20 protein-coding genes are annotated in these 18,811 nt (G+C 51.7%); 8 read left to right on the forward strand and 12 right to left on the reverse strand.

All coding sequences use genetic code 11. The annotated features are described in order from the left end of the window. Positions 1-27: 27 nt before the first annotated feature. The 4 genes from tyrS to anmK form a co-directional block, all read right to left on the reverse strand. Positions 28-1,302 carry a tyrosine--tRNA ligase gene (tyrS, locus tag GBC03_18095; protein QFS71984.1) on the reverse strand — a complete coding sequence of 425 codons (1,275 nt, stop codon included), beginning with the start codon at positions 1,300-1,302 and terminating at the stop codon, positions 28-30. 126 nt (positions 1,303-1,428) lie between these two features. Continuing rightward, positions 1,429-2,085, reverse strand: a complete 657-nt coding sequence (gene pdxH / locus GBC03_18100; GenBank protein ID QFS71985.1) for a pyridoxamine 5'-phosphate oxidase — start codon at positions 2,083-2,085, stop codon at positions 1,429-1,431. Between the two features lie 58 nt (positions 2,086-2,143). Continuing rightward, positions 2,144-2,467 carry a C-type lysozyme inhibitor gene (gene mliC, locus GBC03_18105; protein ID QFS71986.1) on the reverse strand — a complete coding sequence of 108 codons (324 nt, stop codon included), beginning with the start codon at positions 2,465-2,467 and terminating at the stop codon, positions 2,144-2,146. A 93-nt stretch (positions 2,468-2,560) separates the two neighbouring features. Beyond that, positions 2,561-3,682: an anhydro-N-acetylmuramic acid kinase gene (gene anmK / locus GBC03_18110; GenBank protein ID QFS71987.1), complete on the reverse strand. Its 1,122-nt coding sequence runs from the start codon at positions 3,680-3,682 to the stop codon at positions 2,561-2,563. Positions 3,683-3,956: 274 nt separating this feature from the next. On the opposite strand from anmK, the gene slyB reads away from it, so the two are divergent. After that, complete coding sequence (gene slyB, locus GBC03_18115; protein ID QFS71988.1) at positions 3,957-4,424, forward strand: outer membrane lipoprotein SlyB; 468 nt, start codon at positions 3,957-3,959, stop codon at positions 4,422-4,424. A gap of 44 nt (positions 4,425-4,468) precedes the next feature. Here slyB and slyA read toward each other — a convergent pair whose 3' ends face one another. Continuing rightward, entirely contained in the window at positions 4,469-4,909 is a 441-nt protein-coding gene (slyA, locus tag GBC03_18120) for a transcriptional regulator SlyA (protein ID QFS71989.1), read from the reverse strand. Between the two features lie 195 nt (positions 4,910-5,104). On the opposite strand from slyA, the gene GBC03_18125 reads away from it, so the two are divergent. From GBC03_18125 to GBC03_18135, 3 genes are read left to right on the forward strand one after another with little or no spacing between them, the layout of a single operon-like run. Beyond that, positions 5,105-5,341, forward strand: a complete 237-nt coding sequence (locus GBC03_18125; GenBank protein ID QFS71990.1) for a DUF1656 domain-containing protein — start codon at positions 5,105-5,107, stop codon at positions 5,339-5,341. Positions 5,342-5,343: 2 nt separating this feature from the next. Then, positions 5,344-6,201: an efflux RND transporter periplasmic adaptor subunit gene (locus tag GBC03_18130; protein ID QFS71991.1), complete on the forward strand. Its 858-nt coding sequence runs from the start codon at positions 5,344-5,346 to the stop codon at positions 6,199-6,201. Then, positions 6,202-8,217: an FUSC family protein gene (locus tag GBC03_18135; GenBank protein ID QFS71992.1), complete on the forward strand. Its 2,016-nt coding sequence runs from the start codon at positions 6,202-6,204 to the stop codon at positions 8,215-8,217. Here the strand turns inward: GBC03_18135 and sodC are convergent, their stop codons facing one another. The 3 genes from sodC to GBC03_18150 form a co-directional block, all read right to left on the reverse strand. Beyond that, positions 8,218-8,739 carry a superoxide dismutase [Cu-Zn] SodC2 gene (gene sodC, locus GBC03_18140; protein QFS71993.1) on the reverse strand — a complete coding sequence of 174 codons (522 nt, stop codon included), beginning with the start codon at positions 8,737-8,739 and terminating at the stop codon, positions 8,218-8,220. It lies immediately after the preceding gene. A gap of 78 nt (positions 8,740-8,817) precedes the next feature. Then, positions 8,818-9,714, reverse strand: coding sequence for an oxidoreductase (locus GBC03_18145; GenBank protein ID QFS71994.1), 897 nt, complete (start codon positions 9,712-9,714; stop codon positions 8,818-8,820). Positions 9,715-9,763: 49 nt separating this feature from the next. Then, a complete protein-coding gene (locus tag GBC03_18150; protein ID QFS71995.1) occupies positions 9,764-10,003 on the reverse strand; it encodes a DUF1289 domain-containing protein in 240 nt (79 codons plus the stop codon). A 101-nt stretch (positions 10,004-10,104) separates the two neighbouring features. Between GBC03_18150 and GBC03_18155 the strand changes: the two genes are divergently transcribed. The 3 genes from GBC03_18155 to gloA all read left to right on the forward strand — a co-directional run bounded on the left by GBC03_18155 (position 10,105) and on the right by gloA (position 12,364). After that, on the forward strand, positions 10,105-10,704 hold the full coding sequence (locus tag GBC03_18155; protein QFS71996.1) for a TetR family transcriptional regulator: 600 nt from the start codon (positions 10,105-10,107) through the stop codon (positions 10,702-10,704). Between the two features lie 57 nt (positions 10,705-10,761). Continuing rightward, complete coding sequence (gene nemA / locus GBC03_18160) at positions 10,762-11,859, forward strand: N-ethylmaleimide reductase (protein ID QFS71997.1); 1,098 nt, start codon at positions 10,762-10,764, stop codon at positions 11,857-11,859. Between the two features lie 97 nt (positions 11,860-11,956). Next, positions 11,957-12,364, forward strand: a complete 408-nt coding sequence (gene gloA / locus GBC03_18165) for a lactoylglutathione lyase (GenBank protein ID QFS71998.1) — start codon at positions 11,957-11,959, stop codon at positions 12,362-12,364. Between the two features lie 48 nt (positions 12,365-12,412). Here the strand turns inward: gloA and GBC03_18170 are convergent, their stop codons facing one another. From GBC03_18170 to GBC03_18185, 4 genes are read right to left on the reverse strand one after another with little or no spacing between them, the layout of a single operon-like run. After that, positions 12,413-13,510 carry a fimbrial protein gene (locus tag GBC03_18170; GenBank protein ID QFS71999.1) on the reverse strand — a complete coding sequence of 366 codons (1,098 nt, stop codon included), beginning with the start codon at positions 13,508-13,510 and terminating at the stop codon, positions 12,413-12,415. 31 nt (positions 13,511-13,541) lie between these two features. Beyond that, on the reverse strand, positions 13,542-16,067 hold the full coding sequence (locus GBC03_18175; protein QFS72000.1) for a fimbria/pilus outer membrane usher protein: 2,526 nt from the start codon (positions 16,065-16,067) through the stop codon (positions 13,542-13,544). 22 nt (positions 16,068-16,089) lie between these two features. Then, the gene (locus tag GBC03_18180) at positions 16,090-16,812 is read right to left on the reverse strand and encodes a fimbria/pilus periplasmic chaperone (GenBank protein QFS72001.1); all 723 of its coding nucleotides are present in this window, start codon (positions 16,810-16,812) and stop codon (positions 16,090-16,092) included. 50 nt (positions 16,813-16,862) lie between these two features. Further along, on the reverse strand, positions 16,863-17,420 hold the full coding sequence (locus GBC03_18185) for a fimbrial protein (protein ID QFS72002.1): 558 nt from the start codon (positions 17,418-17,420) through the stop codon (positions 16,863-16,865). A gap of 648 nt (positions 17,421-18,068) precedes the next feature. On the opposite strand from GBC03_18185, the gene GBC03_18190 reads away from it, so the two are divergent. Further along, on the forward strand, positions 18,069-18,716 hold the full coding sequence (locus GBC03_18190) for a ribonuclease T (GenBank protein ID QFS72003.1): 648 nt from the start codon (positions 18,069-18,071) through the stop codon (positions 18,714-18,716). Positions 18,717-18,811 lie beyond the last annotated feature (95 nt).

Below are 18,811 nucleotides of genomic sequence, written 5' to 3' on the forward strand. Positions count from 1 at the left end.
GTTTCCCACGCCCCTGCTGACTTTCGATTACTTCCAGCACACCAGACAGTAATTCTTCTTACCGCGACGCAGCAGCGTGTAGCGGCCATACAGGCGATCGCCTTCGACGAAGGTGTATTCCGGATCTGACTGCTTCTCACCGTTAATGGTGATCGCGTTTGACGCAATGGTTTTACGCGCCTGACCACGAGACGGTTGCAGTTCGGAATCTACCAGCGCCTGCATCAGGTCAGCGCTCTTTTCCATTTCAACCATCGGTACGCCATCCTGCGCCAGCTGTTCGAAGTCCGCTTCGCTCAAATCGCTCAGCGTGCCGTTGAACAGGCTCTCCGTGATGCGTTTCGCCGCGATAAGACCTTCTTCACCGTGCACCAGACGCGTGACCTGCTCGGCCAACACATATTGGGCACGCGGCGCTTTGCCGCTGTTCTTGTCTTCTTCTTCCAGCGCATTGATCTCTTCAATGTCCATGAAAGTGAAGAACTTCAGGAAACGATACACGTCGGCGTCCGCCGTGTTGATCCAGAACTGGTAGAATTTGTACGGACTGGTTTTCTTCGGATCCAGCCACACTGCGCCGCCTTCGGTTTTCCCGAACTTGGTGCCGTCGGCTTTAGTGATCAGCGGAACGGTCAGACCGAAGACCTGATTCTGATGCAGACGACGTGTCAGGTCGATCCCGGAAGTAATGTTACCCCACTGATCGGAACCCCCGATTTGCAGCGCCACGCCATGCAGTTTATTCAGGCAGGCAAAATCATAACCCTGTAACAGGTTGTAGGAGAACTCGGTGAAGGAGATCCCCTGATCGTCACGGTTCAAACGCTGCTTCACCGCTTCTTTGTTGATCATCTGGTTTACAGAGAAATGCTTACCGATATCGCGCAGGAAGGTCAACACGTTCATGTTGCCGAACCAGTCATAGTTGTTCGCCGCGATAGCGGAGTTTTCGCCGCAGTCGAAATCCAGGAACGGAGCAACCTGTTTACGGATTTTGTCTACCCACTCCTGAACGGTGTCTTCGGTGTTCAGTTTACGCTCGGCGGCTTTAAAGCTCGGGTCGCCAATCAGACCGGTCGCGCCGCCGACCAGCGCCACAGGTTTGTGACCTGCCTGCTGGAAGCGTTTCAGGCATAACAATGGAACCAGATGCCCCAAATGCAAGCTGTCAGCGGTAGGATCGAAGCCGCAATAGAGCGCGATCGGGCCTTGCGCCAGTCGCTCTGCTAACGCTTCCTCGTCCGTCACCTGGGCGACCAGCCCCCGCTCTTGCAATTGTTTAATCAAGTTACTGCTTGCCATCAAAATCTCCATGTATAAAACGACTGCACCTTTGCCGGTACACGACTTTTCGCCAGACGCGAAAGCTCTATAGAATAAAGCGCTGGCGCACACAGCGCTAGCGCTTAAAACAACAATTTTCCGGGTTTATGGCGCGAGACGGTCAATTTTCCATGCGTTATTTTCACGCTGGTATAAAAAGCGGTCATGCAGTCGGTGTTCACCGCCCTGCCAGAACTCCATCTGCTCAATGCTGACGCGAAATCCGCCCCAGAAACTGGGCAGCGGCACTTCACCTTGCTGGAATTTCTGTTTCAGTTCGAGGAATTTGCTTTCGAGGATCCCGCGCGCGGAAATGCGGCTGGACTGTTTCGAGACCCAGGCACCTATCTGGCTGTCACGTGGACGACTGTGGAAATACTTCACCACTTCCAGCGTCGATAAGCGCTCGGCTTTGCCGGTCACCATCACCTGACGCTCCAGCATATGCCAGGGAAACAGCAGGCTGATCCGTGGATTTTTTTCGATTTGATGCGCTTTGCGGCTGCCAAGGTTGGTATAGAACACCAGACCTTTTTCATCGTAGTGTTTCAACAACACAATACGCTGATAAGGTTGGCCATTTTCGTCAACGGTCGCCACGACCATGGCGGTGGGATCCGCCAGTCTGGCGTCACATGCCTGAGCCAGCCAGCGTTCGAAAAGGGTTAACGGCTCAGCGGGAAGATCGCGGCGGCGCAGACCGCCTTTGGTATATTCACGGCGCAGATGCGCGATTTGCTGCAATTCGTCGTTATCAGACATGGTGCTCGCTACGGATTGTCAGTGGGTGGCGCTATTGTGCGCCGCCCTGCTGGAAATCTCAACGCTTCGGGTTTTGTAACTGGCAGTTATTCAGCACGATACGGTCACGTTTGTAGACGGTCGCACCGTCGCCTTTCGACCAGAACACATAAATTCCGTCGGTATAGCGCGCGCCTGACGCCGAGATGCCCTGCTTCAGATTGAGCAGTTTGTTGTCATAAACAAAGTTCACCTCCTGACGGGTATTATTCAATTTCACCGTCAGCGGTTTTTCATCACACTGGTATTCCAGCGTGTCCGTTTGCATGCGCTCAACAAACTGATTGTAGACGCTACAACCGGACAGCATAAGCGGGAAACAGATGAGTAACAGTTTTTTCATAGACGTATCCTGAAGACTTTCCTGGTCCGGGAGGGTGAATTCACCCTCCTTAATCTCCACAGTGTAACGGCAGAAGACGAAAGAAAAATTCAGTTAACTCTGAGTTCGCGGGTTGGCGGGGAAAACAGCACCGAGCACACTCGCTTCGCGGGCACCGGTGACCGAGGGCAGATTGCCCGGAAGACCGGCAAGCGTACGCCACGCCAGCCACGCAAACGCCAGCGCTTCCATATCATCGCCGCTAATCCCAGCCTCATCGGTGGTGGTCACTTCGGTTCCCGGCAGCAGTCCCGCCAGGCGTGTCATCAACAGCGGGTTGCGACTGCCGCCGCCGCAGACCATCAGGCGCTCACACCCTCCGCTCAGCAGCACCTGCTCGGAGATGGTTACCGCCGTCAGTTCCGTCAGCGTCGCCTGAACATCTCGCGGGCTAATCCCCGGGAACGCCGTCATCTGACGTTCAATCCAGCCATAGTTGAAGTATTCCCGTCCGGTACTTTTCGGTGCCGGTAGCGAGAACCAGGGGTCACTGAGCATGTTTTGCAGCAACGGAATAATCACCGTCCCACCACAGGCCCATTGCGCATCTTTATCATAGGGTTTACCGCACTGCCGCCAGATCCAGGCATCCATCAGCATATTGCCAGGACCGGTATCGTATCCACGAACGGGTTGCCCTGGAATCAACATCGACAGATTCGCAATACCGCCAATGTTGAGCACCATTCTTCGCTCAGTTGGATGCGCGAGCAGCGCCTGATGAAATGCGGGCACCAGTGGCGCGCCCTGTCCGCCCAGCGCAATATCACGACGGCGGAAATCGCCAACCACCGTGATACCGGTACGCGCCACAATCTGGTTGTTATCGCCAATCTGTAGCGTGTGCGGCGCAACGCCGCCAGGTTCATGCCACACGGTTTGCCCGTGGCAGCCGATGGCGACAATGTCTTGCGGGCGCAGTTTTTCCTGTGCCAGCAGCGCGTTTACCGCCTCTGCAAACAGCTTGCCCAACTGGACATCCAACTGACCAAACTGAGAGAGCGTCAGGGATTGTCCCTGACAGATATCGAGAATCGCCTGTTTAAGGGACACAGGCATCGGCCAGGTGAGACTCCCCTGTTGAGCCACCATCGTGTCATCAATCGTCGCCAGTACTACATCGACACCATCAAGACTGGTGCCAGACATCACGCCAATATAACGGCCCGATTTCATACATGTTCCTTTTTTAAGCATAATGTTGCGTCAACACTCCATCACAAACGCGCAGTCAATGCTACGCTTCATTCACGTTTTTCCCCTGAAAGCGCGTGCGCAATGTCAATTAAGTGGATCCGCTGAATAGTTCGTTTAAAGTTGGTTAACCTGGCTGTTATTATGATTTCTGCATCGTTAAGACAGAACATGTGACCTTAAACGCACAAATACCATATAATTTGACCATGAGGGATGCTTGGGTAGCGTTTCATGGTGAACAGGAGATTTTTAGATGATTAAACGTGTGCTGATCGTTTCACTGGCAGGCTTGTCTCTGGTGGGTTGTTCCAACACAGATAGCCTTTCAGGCGATGTCTACACCGCCTCCGAAGCGAAGCAGGTGCAGAATGTCACCTACGGTACGATTGTGAACGTCCGTCCGGTCAAAATTCAGGCCGGTGATAATGAAAACGTGATCGGCGCCATTGGCGGTGCCGTGCTCGGCGGCTTCCTGGGGAATACTGTCGGTGGTGGTACGGGTCGTTCCCTGGCAACCGCGGCAGGCGCTGTCGCTGGTGGCGTTGCCGGTCAAGGCGTACAGGGCGCGATGAACAAAACGCAGGGCGTTGAGCTGGAAATCCGCAAGGATGATGGCAACACCATCATGGTTGTTCAGAAACAAGGGGATACGCGTTTCTCTGCAGGACAGCGTGTCGTGCTGGCCAGCAACGGTCGTCAGGTTACTGTCTCTCCGCGCTAAGTGAATTAACGTGTGGTCAGATCCTGACCACACGTTTCATGATTTTAATCGTGCGACTGGAGCTCAATAATATTGTGTTCAAGTCGGGTGATCAGCTTGATCAGCAGATCAATTTCCTGCGCAGTAATCCCTTCCAGAATTTCACCACGCGTTTTATTGATAACCGCTTCCATATCGGCAATCAGCGGCTCTGCCTTTTCCGTTAGCTTTATACGTTTAGCACGGCGATCGCTGACACAGGTTTGACGCGAAATGAGCCCTTTCTCTTCGAGCTGATCCAGCGTACGTACCAGTGACGGCTGTTCAATGCCAATCGCTTTTGCCAGTTGTATCTGTGATTGATCCGGTGGCAATTGATGAATATTATGCAGCGTTACCCAGTGTGTCTGCGTCAATTCCAGAGGCTTAAGACGGTGGTCTATCAAAGCACGCCAAATGCGCACCAACCGTGCCAGATCAGAACCTAATGGCGATTCCAATTTCATCTCCTTATAATTAGCTTGCTAAGATATTATACTGATTTTAGAATAGTGTGCAGCAATTGTATTGCTAAAACAAATGTATTGCTGCAATTGGTTACCGCCAGACATATTTTTCAGACATTACGCGAAAAAAGCGCTCGTCATGCAGGTTTTTGCTAAACCTGTATACACGTAACCTGACGCAAAGGACTATTGCTTGTGACCTCCGCACTCAATACTACAGGGATGCCCTTACAAGACCTGGTGATTGGCGCATCTGTTTATTTCCCGCCGCTGTTCAAGGCCTTCGCGCTGGGATTTTTCCTCTGGCTTTTCATCCATCGCCTGCTGCGCGAACGCATCTACTCCGGTGAAATTTGGCATCCATTATTGATGGATCTGTCGATTTTTGCCCTCTGCGTCTGTTCGGGTCTTTTTCTATTGGTTGCGTGGTAATTATGACGCTGAAAACACTGAAGTATTTCTCCACAATTGTGATTGCTGCCCTCGCCGTTCTGGCGGGTTGGTTTATGTGGAATTATTACATGCAATCGCCCTGGACGCGTGATGGTAAGGTGCGCGCCGAGCAGGTCAGCATTACCCCCCAGGTGTCTGGCACCATCGTCGATCTCCAGGTAAAGGATAACCAGTTCGTCAACGCGGGCGATCTGCTCTTTCGCATTGATAAGACCCCTTTTCATATCGCCGAACTCAACGCACAGGCTCAACTGGCTAAAGCGCAATCGGAACTGGCAAAGGCCAACAATGAAGCCAACCGCCGCCGCCGTTTATCGCAGAACGTCATTTCTGCAGAAGAGTTAGACACCGCGAATCTGAACGTCAAAGCGATGCAGGCAAGTGTGGACGTCGCTCAGGCGACGCTCAGACAGGCGCAGTGGCAACTGGCGCAGACGGATGTCCATGCCCCGGTCTCCGGCTGGATAACCAATCTGTCGACGCGTACCGGTGATTTCGCCACCACCGGGCAACCGCTGTTTGCTCTGGTGGATAGCCACTCCTTCTATGTGATGGGGTATTTTGAAGAAACCAAGTTGCGTCATATCCGCGAGGGCGCGCCTGCTAGAATAACGCTCTACAGCGGCAATATTCAGTTACAGGGTCACGTATCCAGCATCGGTCGCGCCATTTACGACCAAAGCGTGGAGAGCGATTCCGGACTGGTGCCGGATATCAAACCTAACGTGCCCTGGGTGCGTCTGGCGCAGCGCGTACCGGTACGTATCGAGTTTGATCAACTACCGCATGACGTGACGCTCGTTTCCGGCACGACCTGTAGCGTAGCGATCGGCAAATAAATGTCCTCCCTGTACCGCTATCTGAGCAAAACGCCGTGGCTGAAAGCGACGGCCGGGCAGTGGCGCTATGCATTGCGTAATACCCTCGCGATGTGTCTAGCGTTGACGTTCGCCTATTATCTGAACCTGGATGAACCCTATTGGGCCATGACCTCTGCCGCGGTGGTCAGTTTTCCCACCGTCGGCGGCGTTATCAGCAAGAGCCTCGGGCGTATTGCCGGGAGTTTGCTCGGCGCAACCGCCGCGTTGATTCTCGCCGGGCATACTCTCAACGAGCCGTGGCTTTTTCTGCTGAGCATGTCCGCCTGGATTGGTTTTTGTACCTGGGCCTGTGCGCAGTTTACCAACAACGTAGCCTACGCTTTTCAGCTTGCCGGTTACACGGCGGCGATTATTGCCTTCCCGATGGTCAACATCGTTGAAATCACTCAACTCTGGGATATCGCGCAGGCGCGCGTCTGTGAAGTGATTGTCGGGATCCTCTGCGGCGGCACGATGATGATGATCCTGCCGAGCACCTCCGATGGCACCGCGTTGCTGACGGCGTTGAAGAATATGCATGCACGCTTGCTGGAACATGCCAGTCTGCTGTGGCAACCCGAGACTACAGACGCCATCCGCTCTGCCCACGAAGGGGTGATCGGGCAAATATTGACGATGAACTTACTGCGTATCCAGGCCTTCTGGAGCCATTACCGCTTTCGTCGCCAGAATGCGCTGTTGAATGCCCTCTTGCATCATCAGTTGCGCCTGACCAGCGTCATCTCAAGCCTGCGCAGGATGTTGCTTAACTGGCCAAATCCTCCAGCCCACACGCGTGATGTCATTGACCAACTTTTGACGGCCCTGGCCCGCTCGCAAACGGACAGTTACACCATCGCTCGAATTATTGCCCCGCTTGCCCCCGCTAACGGGGCTGATTACCGTCATGTCGCCTTCTGGCAGCGGTTATGTTACTTCTGTCGTCTCTATCTGCGCACCAGCCATCAGTTATACCTGATCGAAAATGGCGGGGCACTGACGCCTGTCCATATTCCCCGTGCGCCTGCGCTGGCGCGACACACTGATAATGCTGAAGCGCTCTGGAGCGGTTTGCGTACTTTCGTCACGCTGACGGTGATTGGCGCCTGGAGCATTGGGTCACAGTGGGAATCGGGTTCGGGGGCGCTGACGCTGGCCGCCATCAGTTGCGTGCTCTACTCTGCCGTTGCCACGCCGTTTAAATCACTGACGCTGCTGATGCGTACGCTGGTGTTGTTATCGCTGTTCAGCTTTGTGGTGAAGTTTGGCCTGATGGTGCAGATTAGTGAACTGTGGGAATTCTTACTGTTTTTATTCCCCCTGCTGACCACCATGCAACTGCTTAAGCTACAGATGCCAAAACTGGCGGGGCTTTGGGGACAACTCATTGTCTTTATGGGATCGTTTATCGCCGTGACCAATCCGCCCGTCTATGACTTTGCTGATTTCCTTAATGACAACACCGCCAAGATCGTCGGAGTCGCCTTGTCCTGGCTTGCTTTCGCCATCTTGCGTCCGGGATCGGATGCGCGTAAAAGTCGCCGTCATATCCGCGCGTTACGCCGGAGTTTTGTCGACCAACTGAGCCGCCATCCTGCACACAGTGAAAACGAGTTTGAGTCGCTGACGTATCACCACATCAGCCAGCTAAGCAACAGCCAGGATGCGCTGGCCAGACGCTGGCTTTTACGCTGGGGCGTGGTGCTGCTCAACTGTTCACACGTGGTCTGGCAGCTTCGCGCCTGGGAATCGCGCTCCGATCCGCTGTCGCGCGTGCGGGATATCTGTATTTCGTTACTACGCGATGTAATGAATGAGCGCGGTGTCCAGCAGCGCCCCCTCGCCGCCACGCTCACCGAATTGCTGCGCATCTGTGAGACGCTTTCGCATCATCATCAGCCGGCTGCGCAAGAACTGGCAGCCATCATCTGGCGGCTGTATTGCTCACTTTCTCAACTGGAACAAGCGCCGCCAGAAGGAACGCTCACATCCTGATTACTTGATCACCCCACAGGCGTAACGCGCCCCGCCGCCGCCCAGCGGTTTAGGCTGATCGGACATATTATCGCCGCCGACATGGATCATCAGCGCTTTGTCTTTGACATCATTCAGGGATTTCAGGCGTGTTGCCGTGACGGGAATAATGGCTTTACCTTCGTTATTAACCACCAGCACAGGCAGATCGCCCAGGTGCCCTTCGCCATCCGGTCCGGCATGTTTACCGGTTTTGTGCGGGTCAAAATGTCCTCCTGCGGACTCAGCAGGAGACGCTTTGCCATCTTTAATCGCGGGCTGACAGCTGCCGTTGGCATGGATATGAAAACCATGTTCTCCCGGCGGCAGCGCTTTCAGATCCGGCGTAAACTCCAGCCCTTTCTCCGTTTGGGTAATGGTCACCTCCCCGATAGACTGCCCAACGCCTTGCGAGGTGACCAGATTCATCTCCACCGTCTCACTGGCGGCTTGCGCGCCCGTACAGGCTAACAGGGTTAACACAGCCAGACTCAATCGCTTCATAGGACCTCCGTTCTGTATGCATGTCGGTTAAGTGTAAACCAGTGACACCATTTTGAACGCAGAACCATGATTTAGCGATTACGGTACGTCGTACCCCAACGCCGCTTTTCGGATACGGAACCACTGCTGACGGCTCATTTTGAGCGACTCCGCTTCCACCGCCGCGCGAACGCGTTCAATTTTACCGGAGCCGATGATCGGCAGCGGCTGCGACGGCAGACGCAGTATCCAGGCGTAAACCACTTGCTCAATGGACGAGGCGTTGAGTTCTTGTGCAATGACCGCCAGTTCGTTGCGCAGTGGCTGGAACGCATCGTCATTAAACAGGCGCCCGCCACCGAGGCAGGACCAGGCCATCGGACGAATACGCAGTTGCTGAAGTTGATCGAGCGTGCCGTCTAATAGCAGCGGTTGGTGAACCGGTGAAATCTCCACCTGATTGGTCGCCAGCGTGAAAGGAAGACGCGATTGCAACAGCGTGAACTGTGCGGGGGTAAAGTTGGAGACGCCAAAATGGCGCACTTTACCGCTCTGGTGCAGGTGTTTGAAGGCTTCAGCGACCTCATCGGCATCCATCAGCGGGTCCGGACGGTGGATCAACAGCAGATCCAGATGGTCAGTCGCCAGGTTAGTCAGCGACTGTTCCGCGCTTTTCACAATATGATCGCGGTCAGTGATGTAGTGGCCAAGCGCGTTTTCCGCGCGGGCGGTGGTGGCGATACCGCATTTGGTGACGATCTGCATGCGCTCGCGCAGATGAGGAGCCAGTTTCAGCGCCTCACCAAAAGCGGCTTCGCACAGATAACCACCGTAAATATCCGCATGGTCCACGGTGGTGACACCTAAATCCAGGTGCGCTTCAATAAAGCTCACCAGCTCCCGGGGGGACATTTTCCAGTCCATCAGTCGCCAGTATCCCATGACAAAGCGGGAGAATTCCGGGCCTTGCGGTGCAAGAGTAATACGCTGAACCATAACAGCTTCCTCGTGAAGTAAATTACTGCGAGTATATACAATTAGTGGCTTAAAAGAGTGAAGGCTGTTGAGGTTCTTCTGGCGCCGCAGGTTTATTTGCGCGTAATTTACGCAGCAGACGCTGGCGGCATAACCGCAGCACGTCTTGTTTTTGTCCGTCGCTCATGTTTTGCCAGTTGAATCGCTCCTCCCTGCTGCGCAGACACCCCCGGCAAAAACCGCGCTCATCTGACTGGCAAATTCCCCGACACGGGCTCTGCACGGGGAAAAACTCTAACTGCTCTGCCACGCCCTTTCCTCTTAATCAGGTCTTCATTCTATTGAAGACGTAAACACGCTTTCTGGCAACCTGACTTGCATTAGACCGACTGGTCTATTACACTCCCTGCCATGAACAAGCAAACTGAATACGATACTCGCGAACACTTACTGGCTACCGGTGAGCATCTTTGCATGCAGCGGGGCTTTACCGGTATGGGACTGAGCGAGTTGCTTAAAACCGCCGGGGTGCCGAAAGGATCGTTTTATCACTATTTTCGATCCAAAGAAGCCTTTGGCGTCGCGATGCTGGAACGTCACTTTGCCGGTTATCATCAGCGGCTGGCGGCACATTTTGACACGGGCCCTGGCAATTATCGCGATCGCATTCTGGCTTATTATCAGCAAACTCTGAACCAGTTTTGCCAGCAAGGGATCATCAGCGGCTGCCTGACGGTTAAACTTTCCGCCGAAGTGTGCGATCTGTCGGAAGATATGCGCACCGCGATGGACCAGGGCGCCGGAAAGATTATGACGATCCTGGCGCAGGCGCTGGAAAAAGGCCGCGACAGTCATTGTTTGACGTTTGCAGGCGAGCCGCTGCAACAGGCGCAAATTCTCTACGCGCTGTGGCTGGGAGCGAATCTGCAGGCCAAAATTTCGCGCAGTGCCACCCCGCTGGAAAATGCGCTGGCACATGTGGAACGTATTATTGCAACGCCTGGTGCTTAACAGGCGTTTTATTTACTCTCTCACTAGACGACCGGTCTATTTATAACGGGAAATATTATGTCATCTGATAAACTGTTTACCCCACTGAAAGTGGGCGCGATCACCGCACCAAACCGTATTTTTATGGCTCCTCTGACGCGTTTGCGCAGTATTGAGCCTGGCGACATCCCGACTCCGTTAATGGCCGAGTATTATCGCCAGCGCGCCAGCGCGGGTCTTATCATCAGCGAAGCAACACAGATTTCCGCACAGGCGAAGGGTTACGCCGGCGCGCCGGGTCTGCACAGCGATGAGCAAATCGCCGCGTGGAAGAAAATCACCGCGGGCGTCCATGCTGAAAACGGTCATATCGCCGTTCAGTTATGGCACACAGGCCGTATTTCTCACTCCAGCCTGCAACCGGGCGGTCAACCGCCGGTGTCAGCATCGGCTATCAGTGCCGGTACCCGTACTTCCCTGCGTGATGAACACGGTCAGGCGATCCGCGTAGATACCTCAATGCCTCGTGCACTGGAAATCGATGAGATTCCGGGCATCGTCAATGATTTCCGCCAGGCGATCGCCAATGCGCGTGAAGCCGGTTTCGATCTGGTTGAACTGCACTCCGCGCACGGTTACCTGCTGCACCAGTTCCTTTCCCCTTCTTCTAACCATCGTAACGATCGGTACGGCGGCAGCGTAGAGAATCGCGCACGTCTGGTGCTGGAAGTGGTTGATGCAGGCATAAAAGAATGGGGTGCGGACCGTATCGGTATTCGCGTCTCGCCTGTCGGCACCTTCCAGAACGTTGACAATGGTCCGAACGAAGAAGCCGATGCGCTGTATCTGATTGAAGAACTGGGTAAACGCGGCATCGCTTATCTGCACATGTCTGAACCCGACTGGGCGGGCGGCAAGCCGTATACCGACGCGTTCCGTGAAAAAGTGCGCGCTCGTTTCCACGGTCCGATCATCGGTGCCGGCGCCTATACGCCAGAAAAAGCAGAAACCTTAATTGAGAAAGGACTGATCGATGCTGTCGCCTTTGGGCGCGATTACATCGCTAACCCGGATCTGGTCGCGCGCCTGCAACGTAAAGCCGAACTCAACCCACAGCGCAGCGAAAGTTTCTACGGCGGCGGCGCGGAAGGTTATACCGATTACCCGACGCTCTGATCCCCCCATCCGCATTACTGCATTGATAGCGGCGTAAAAACGCCGCTATACTAAAACAACATTTTGAATGTATTGACCATTTTTAAGGGGACAAAACATGCGTTTACTTCACACGATGCTGCGCGTTGGCGATCTGCAACGCTCCATTGATTTTTACACTAAAGTCCTGGGCATGAAGTTGCTGCGTACCAGTGAAAACACGGAATACAAATACTCTCTGGCGTTCGTCGGCTACGGCGAAGAGAGTGATGAAGCGGTGATTGAACTGACCTACAACTGGGGCGTCGATAAATACGAACTGGGCACCGCTTACGGTCATATCGCCCTGAGCGTGGATAATGCGGCCGAAGCCTGTGAACGCATTCGTCAGAACGGCGGAAACGTCACCCGTGAAGCCGGCCCGGTGAAAGGCGGCACGACCGTTATTGCATTTGTTGAAGATCCGGACGGTTACAAAATCGAACTGATCGAAGAGAAAGATGCCGGTCGCGGGCTGGGCAACTGAGTATTCGCGGGCGCACGACGCGCCCGCCTTTATCGACACGCGATGTATTTATTGGTAGGACAATTCATAAACGACCGACGCCGAGACTTTCCCACCGACAATTTCGCTGTCTGACGTTCTGTAATATCTGGCTGCCATCGGAATACTGTACTGCCCTTCGCTCGCATTCCCCACTGTAAAAGTTTCGTTCAGATGAACGGTTTGCGGCGTTTGCCCTCCGTCTTTGGCTGACAAAATCTGAACACCCACATTTTCCGCTAATCCGTCCCCTTTATCGCTATACAGCACACCATTTTCAGCGTCGCCGCCGTTAGGATCGGTCAGCGTCATATTGACGGTGGTGGCCGCATTACACTTGAGGCTGATCGTAAAATCCACGTTATTACCGACATCGCCTTTTTTAGGCAAGTCACTGGCATTAATACGCCTCAAATTAACCGTTGAGGGGGTGTCAGCATTAATATCACAGCCGCCTGAATTAACAGAAATGGTAAACTCTGATGACGAAATAGTTGCACACATATCACCCGTATTCCTTACATCTGACGATGAGAGACATACGTATGCCAAATTCGAATTTTGGATAAGATGCTCTCCTGGAAACAACGCTTGTGCCGTGACGAAATATATTTTGTATTTCACTCCCAAGGCTCCCTGGTAAATAACCCCGGGATCTGACCATAACTCGGTAGAGGAAGAAGCCCATCCTAGGCCGTGATAGGAAAGATTAGGATCGCCTATTGCCATCGCATATCCATAATTAAAGTTATTTGGCAGTCGATATACAGGTAAATTTCCTTCTGGGGCTGAATATGTTCCTATAGATTGGCCTATGTTACTACTGTATGCCCAAGTTGATGTCCCATTTGCGGAACATTTTACCCCCGTGAATGTAAATGCTGATTCCAAATTATCAACATAGGCTTCCCCCACCAGCGACCCTACAGGATATTCCGAGGAATCATTGACAGCTATTGTTACATTAGCAGGTTTAGCATTCATGTCGTGTTCGGTAGCACATGAAGATGTATAGCTGGCGTGTACGTCTATGGGTATTCCGTACAACGATAATGCAATAACTGACATTATTACTATTCGTAGTGAGTAGCTCAATGCTCTGTTTAGAATTAAAATAATTGCTGTCATATATTCCTGTTATCCATTGTGTGCCGGACGTTTATCTACAACTTTCCACAAACGGTTTCAACGCTGTTTTCTTTGTTTTTTCCGATTCTGGTGCAAGAGCATAATTGACATGACACTGTTCATTGTCATCATCCCCCCATTTAATATGCAGGCTGCCTTTATCATTGGGTACGCGGGCATAAATCAGGCTCCCTTGCGAAACCACCCCGACGCTGACACCGTTATCATCAAAAACATCCGCACCGAACGGCAATGTTTTGCCGGAAAAGTCCGCCTGAATTAAAACCGGCCGCCCCTGGCGGGCATCAAACTTCGCTTTCACCACTGCGCCATAGCGCGGGACTATTTTTTGCGAGGTGTTTTCCAGTTCGGCGTTTTCAGATATCCCTTTTGGATCAATAACGACATCATTTAGTTGATAAGGATTGGTTGACGGAAACAGAGCATAGCCAAAACGGTCAATGGTCACGCCGGGATAAGAAGGTATTGCCGCTCCTTCAGCCCCTTTCGCCTCTACCAGGGTGAACGTATCGCCCGTGTAGGGTGAAAGCGTGATACCGCCAGAATGCGCAACCAGCGTACCGGACATCCCAACCGACGCACTGTGATAATCACGACCTTCACTGTAAGTTGCAGAAAGTGACGCAAGGCTGCCTTTATATGACCCACCAACGTTGCCGCTTGTTCCCGAATAGTCGTCATGACTGCCGCTCACCGACCAGGTATACTGGTTCTGTTCACCGAGATTACCCGAAATAATCGCCTGTTCTGAGGCCGAGCCAGAAGAATCCTGGTTATAACTCATACTGAGCTGCGGCGCATACGTCCCCATATCGTGGCTTTCCCACAACGGAAGCGAGAAATTCAGAAAATAGCTGGTTTGTGATGTGCCCCACTCGTCCTGACTACGACTGATGTTCAGGCTATAATTCAACCATTTATAACTATTGGAATAACCGATCTGATATTGCCGCTCTACAGATCCTTTATTCCAATAGTTCTCCATGCTGGCGCTGATGTATAACTGACCCCATCCGTCCTTCAGTCCCTGACTCAGATTAAGCGTAAAGCGGTTTTTTTGTCGCTGGATATGATTACCGTCATCACCATGATGAAGATCATCCAGAGTTTCCATCGCCGTAAGGTAATCCATATAGCCACTGCTGGAGAATCGGTACGCGGCCAGTGTGATATTACTGTTCGTTTCATTAATCAGCTTGCTGTAACTTATCTGATAACTCTGACCGGACATGTCGCCGCGGCCGGGAAGACGCGCTTTGGATTGGGTAACGTCAAACGCAATGGCGCCAATGGGAAAACCTAAGGCGGTGCCAATTTTTATCGCCTGATAATCCTTGTTTGCCTGAACGCCTCCGTACCCTGTCAGAATGTTCGTGAAACCTTGTTGCCAGGTAGCTTCCGTAAAAACAGGGTCGTCCGATACGCTGTTGCTACGCAGTTTCCCGGCGCTGAGGCTGTACCGGTTACTTCCGGGACGCAGTAATTGCGACACTGAAGAATAAGGAATGGAAAAGTTCTGTTGCGAACCATCAGCTTCTTCAATACTCACATCCAGGTTGCCGCCATAGCCGGTCGGATACAGATCGCTAATCACAAACGCACCGGGCGAAACGGTGGTTTCATAAATCGTCTGACCGCTCTGTTTAACCGTGACCTTCGCATTCGTTCTCGCCACACCCCGTATTTCGGGGGCATAGCCGCGCTGCGATTGTGGCAACATACGCTCATCACTGGCAACCTGCGCCCCACTGATGGGTAATGTATCAAACAGTTGTCCGCTGGTATTGAGTTGCCCGGCAGCCAGACGCCCCCAGATAGCGGGAATATCCCGTTGCACATAGGTATTCAGGACATTGTAGTGACCGCCTTGATCCTGCATCCAGTTCCAGGAACCATTATGACGAAGGTACCATGCGCCAATATTCAGACCACTGTTGATCGAGGCATATAATGACTTCGATTCATAACTGCTGTTTTTAGATTCGTAGCCATTCATATTGTATCCCAGCATCAGGGCGGGAATCCCGCTATCCCACATTGACGGGGGCACAGAACCACGCGGAAGTTTATTAATATAAACTTGCGGGATAGAGAGATTTAGCTGCTGGGCTTCACTGTCAAATTCCTGTGTTGCCTCCGGAATGATATCTTGTATACGTGTGCAGTTCTTACTGTCGGTCAGTCCGTCCCATTGCGTGAATTTAATCTGTTCTTTTTTAAAACTGATCAGTTCAAAGACATTTCCCGGAATACAGGCATCAACAGCATCATTTTCCCCTGCCCGGAATTCGATATTCGAAATCGTTAATTTTTCAGTGTTCAGCGTGACAATGACTTTATAGATACCGGGTAATACACTGGCACCGTTTGAAAATCGCTTCAGGTCCACTGTTTGCGCACCTGAACGATTCACAAAAGCATCATTAAATTCATAATTCCCGGCCACACCCATCGAGGTAGCGTCTGTTGTTTCGGCAACAGCATATTGCAACGGGAGCACAATATTAACGCAACACAACACATGAAGTAAGCGCATAACAATATCACCGGAGAATAAATTATTTTTTTACTTTATACTTATTCAACCCACCAAAATCATTGATTGAAGCATATTCGATAGAATCTACACTATTTATCTGATTCACACCGTTGAAATTAAAATCGCGGGTTCCTCCCGGTGTAATCATCTGCCCTGAGGCCGCTACTTTTTTCCCACCCGATGTATAACTCACTTCACTCAGCGTAACATAATAAGGTGTTGGGTTCGTCGCTGTGACACTGCTACCGTTAATATGCCAGCGCAGTAAATCGGGCGCATCATTAGCGTTGCCTTTGAGTGAGTCTGGACGATAGAAAAGCTTGATGCGTGTTTTGAAGGCAATATTGATCTGGCTTGCGTCAATGGAGTCTTTCGATTTTGCTGGGATAGCCAATACATTCAGATAAAACACAGACTCTTTATCCTGCGGCAGGGTATTTTCGGCAAGCAAACTGATCCGCAAGGTCTGCCCTTTCCCCGCATTCACCCGGTTAATTGGCGGTGTTAAGACAAAGACCGATGATATTTTGTCGGGTGTCACGTTCTTGACACCGTTATCGATCCAACTTTGCGCCAGAACCGGCAGTCTTCCTGTATTTTTCATTCGTACAGTGACCTCACTCTCGCCGGCAGGATAGATAACACGAGTCCCGTCTAATACCAGACCAGCAAATGAGAGAGTGCTGAAACCAAACAGTGTCATCATTAATGACATCTGACATAAAAATTGAGAACGTTTCATTAAATTAATCCAGAAGCACCCATTTGTTAACAACACTCTGTGTGACTTATTTACTGATACGACAGTTCATAGGTGGCATTAGCGGTGACTTTACCGACTGCCGGAGCCGCATCATTACTGTAATATTGCACGACATATTCAAGCGAACCTTTCCCACTGGCATCGATGTCAAATTTCGACCCACCGCTCTGGTCCGCATTTAAATCAATCGCAGTATTTGATTTAGCCACATCAACCAATTGCAGACTGACTTTCGTCGGCGTTGCGTCTTCGTTCGCCAGGTTACCATTGGTATCCGGCGTTCCCGTTGCCACACCGAAATTAACACCGATACCTGTCGCGCTAGGCGCACAACTCGAAACGGAAATGGTGAAAGGCTTCGGTTTTGCTGTCGTGCCAACCCCCGCGATGGTTTCTGTTGACACTTTATCCAGAGTTACCGTACCAGTCGGGCCCGTCGCATCAACGGATACATCACAAGTTGACGCAATAACTTCCCCGTCGAATTTGATTGTCCCTTTATCCGTTGCTGCATTCGCGGTATTGATGCCAGATAAGCTCACTATCGCACAGGCAAACATCACCATATATAACTTACGCAATTTCATTTATCTCTCCAACGTATAACAAGAGTGTTTATTGAGTATCAATCATCCCTAAAACTTAGCACTCACTCGCCAGTGTTATCTGTAAGGATTCTTCATGTTATTTATCGCTATTATATTTTATACTCCGACAACTCGCAATTCCGAGCAATTTTAGTCATCATATGCAAAAGAATATCTTTAGCGTCAGTACAATAGCCATAACAACATAATAATATTATATATCAACAGTAAGCCGACGGTAATAAATGTTCAGTCTATTTTTGGACAATTCACAATGCGGACACTTTACTTAAACACAAAATTAACCAGAGACAATATCAGATATTAATTCACGTAATAGGCAAGTGAGATTAACTAACCATTCCTTCAATTAAATTGATAACACGTTCACCTAAGCCCTCAACACTGAATAATGCTGATAAAAAATAGGAATACAAAATATATTTTTTTGATTTTATGAACAGGCGCTCTGCAATCTGAAGGAGAAGAAAATGCCCACAAGCAGCCTGACGATGCTTCAACCTGCTCTACGGGATGTCGATATCCCGGTACGCAATATCCGATGTCCGCTTTTCCCCTCTACCATTCCCGTCAGCAACAAAATTTGGCATAATGCGCGCTGCAATTTTTCCGTACTAAGAGACCCTGATGTCCGATAACGCTCAACTTACCGGTCTGTGCGACCGTTTTCGTGGTTTCTATCCCGTCGTCATTGATGTTGAAACGGCTGGATTTAACGCCAAAACCGATGCGCTGCTTGAGATCGCCGCCATCACGCTGAAAATGGATGAACAAGGCTGGCTGATGCCGGACAGCACGCTACAATTCCACGTGGAGCCGTTTGAAGGCGCGAATTTGCAGCCAGAAGCGCTGGCGTTTAACGGTATCGACCCGTCTAACCCACTGCGTGGCGCGGTGAGCGAATATGACGCCCTGCACGCCATTTTCAAAATGGTGCGCAAAGGCATTAAAGACAGCGGTTGCAGTCGCGCCATCATGGTGGCGCATAATGCGACGTTCGATCATAGCTTTATGATGGCTGCCGCCGAGCGAGCGTCGCTCAAGCGCAACCCGTTCCATCCGTTCGTGACGTTTGATACCGCCGCCCTGAGCGGGCTTGCTCTCGGACAAACGGTGCTCTCCAAAGCGTGTCTTGCGGCAGGCATGGAGTTTGACGGTACCCAGGCGCACTCTGCGCTTTATGATACCGAGCGCACCGCCGTGCTGTTTTGCGAAATCGTCAACCGCTGGAAGCGTCTGGGCGGTTGGCCGTTACCCCTGCCTGAAGAAGCCTGATGATATGGCCTGATAACGTGGTTTATCAGGTCGTGCCACCCCCACCCCGACACTGTATATTTGACCAGTATCAATACACCCTGCCTATTTCCCGC

Source organism: Citrobacter telavivensis, from assembly GCA_009363175.1.
In the GTDB taxonomy this organism is placed as follows: Bacteria; Pseudomonadota; Gammaproteobacteria; order Enterobacterales; family Enterobacteriaceae; genus Citrobacter_A; species Citrobacter_A telavivensis.

Coding starts and splice junctions, on each gene's coding strand:
- tyrS (QFS71984.1), bottom strand. CDS start 1,302: ATGGCAAGCAGTAACTTGATTAAACAATTGCAAGAGCGGGGGCTGGTC.
- pdxH (QFS71985.1), bottom strand. CDS start 2,085: ATGTCTGATAACGACGAATTGCAGCAAATCGCGCATCTGCGCCGTGAA.
- mliC (QFS71986.1), bottom strand. CDS start 2,467: ATGAAAAAACTGTTACTCATCTGTTTCCCGCTTATGCTGTCCGGTTGT.
- anmK (QFS71987.1), bottom strand. CDS start 3,682: ATGAAATCGGGCCGTTATATTGGCGTGATGTCTGGCACCAGTCTTGAT.
- slyB (QFS71988.1), top strand. CDS start 3,957: ATGATTAAACGTGTGCTGATCGTTTCACTGGCAGGCTTGTCTCTGGTG.
- slyA (QFS71989.1), bottom strand. CDS start 4,909: ATGAAATTGGAATCGCCATTAGGTTCTGATCTGGCACGGTTGGTGCGC.
- GBC03_18130 (QFS71991.1), top strand. CDS start 5,344: ATGACGCTGAAAACACTGAAGTATTTCTCCACAATTGTGATTGCTGCC.
- GBC03_18135 (QFS71992.1), top strand. CDS start 6,202: ATGTCCTCCCTGTACCGCTATCTGAGCAAAACGCCGTGGCTGAAAGCG.
- sodC (QFS71993.1), bottom strand. CDS start 8,739: ATGAAGCGATTGAGTCTGGCTGTGTTAACCCTGTTAGCCTGTACGGGC.
- GBC03_18145 (QFS71994.1), bottom strand. CDS start 9,714: ATGGTTCAGCGTATTACTCTTGCACCGCAAGGCCCGGAATTCTCCCGC.
- GBC03_18155 (QFS71996.1), top strand. CDS start 10,105: ATGAACAAGCAAACTGAATACGATACTCGCGAACACTTACTGGCTACC.
- nemA (QFS71997.1), top strand. CDS start 10,762: ATGTCATCTGATAAACTGTTTACCCCACTGAAAGTGGGCGCGATCACC.
- gloA (QFS71998.1), top strand. CDS start 11,957: ATGCGTTTACTTCACACGATGCTGCGCGTTGGCGATCTGCAACGCTCC.
- GBC03_18170 (QFS71999.1), bottom strand. CDS start 13,510: ATGACAGCAATTATTTTAATTCTAAACAGAGCATTGAGCTACTCACTA.
- GBC03_18175 (QFS72000.1), bottom strand. CDS start 16,067: ATGCGCTTACTTCATGTGTTGTGTTGCGTTAATATTGTGCTCCCGTTG.
- GBC03_18180 (QFS72001.1), bottom strand. CDS start 16,812: ATGAAACGTTCTCAATTTTTATGTCAGATGTCATTAATGATGACACTG.
- GBC03_18185 (QFS72002.1), bottom strand. CDS start 17,420: ATGAAATTGCGTAAGTTATATATGGTGATGTTTGCCTGTGCGATAGTG.
- GBC03_18190 (QFS72003.1), top strand. CDS start 18,069: ATGTCCGATAACGCTCAACTTACCGGTCTGTGCGACCGTTTTCGTGGT.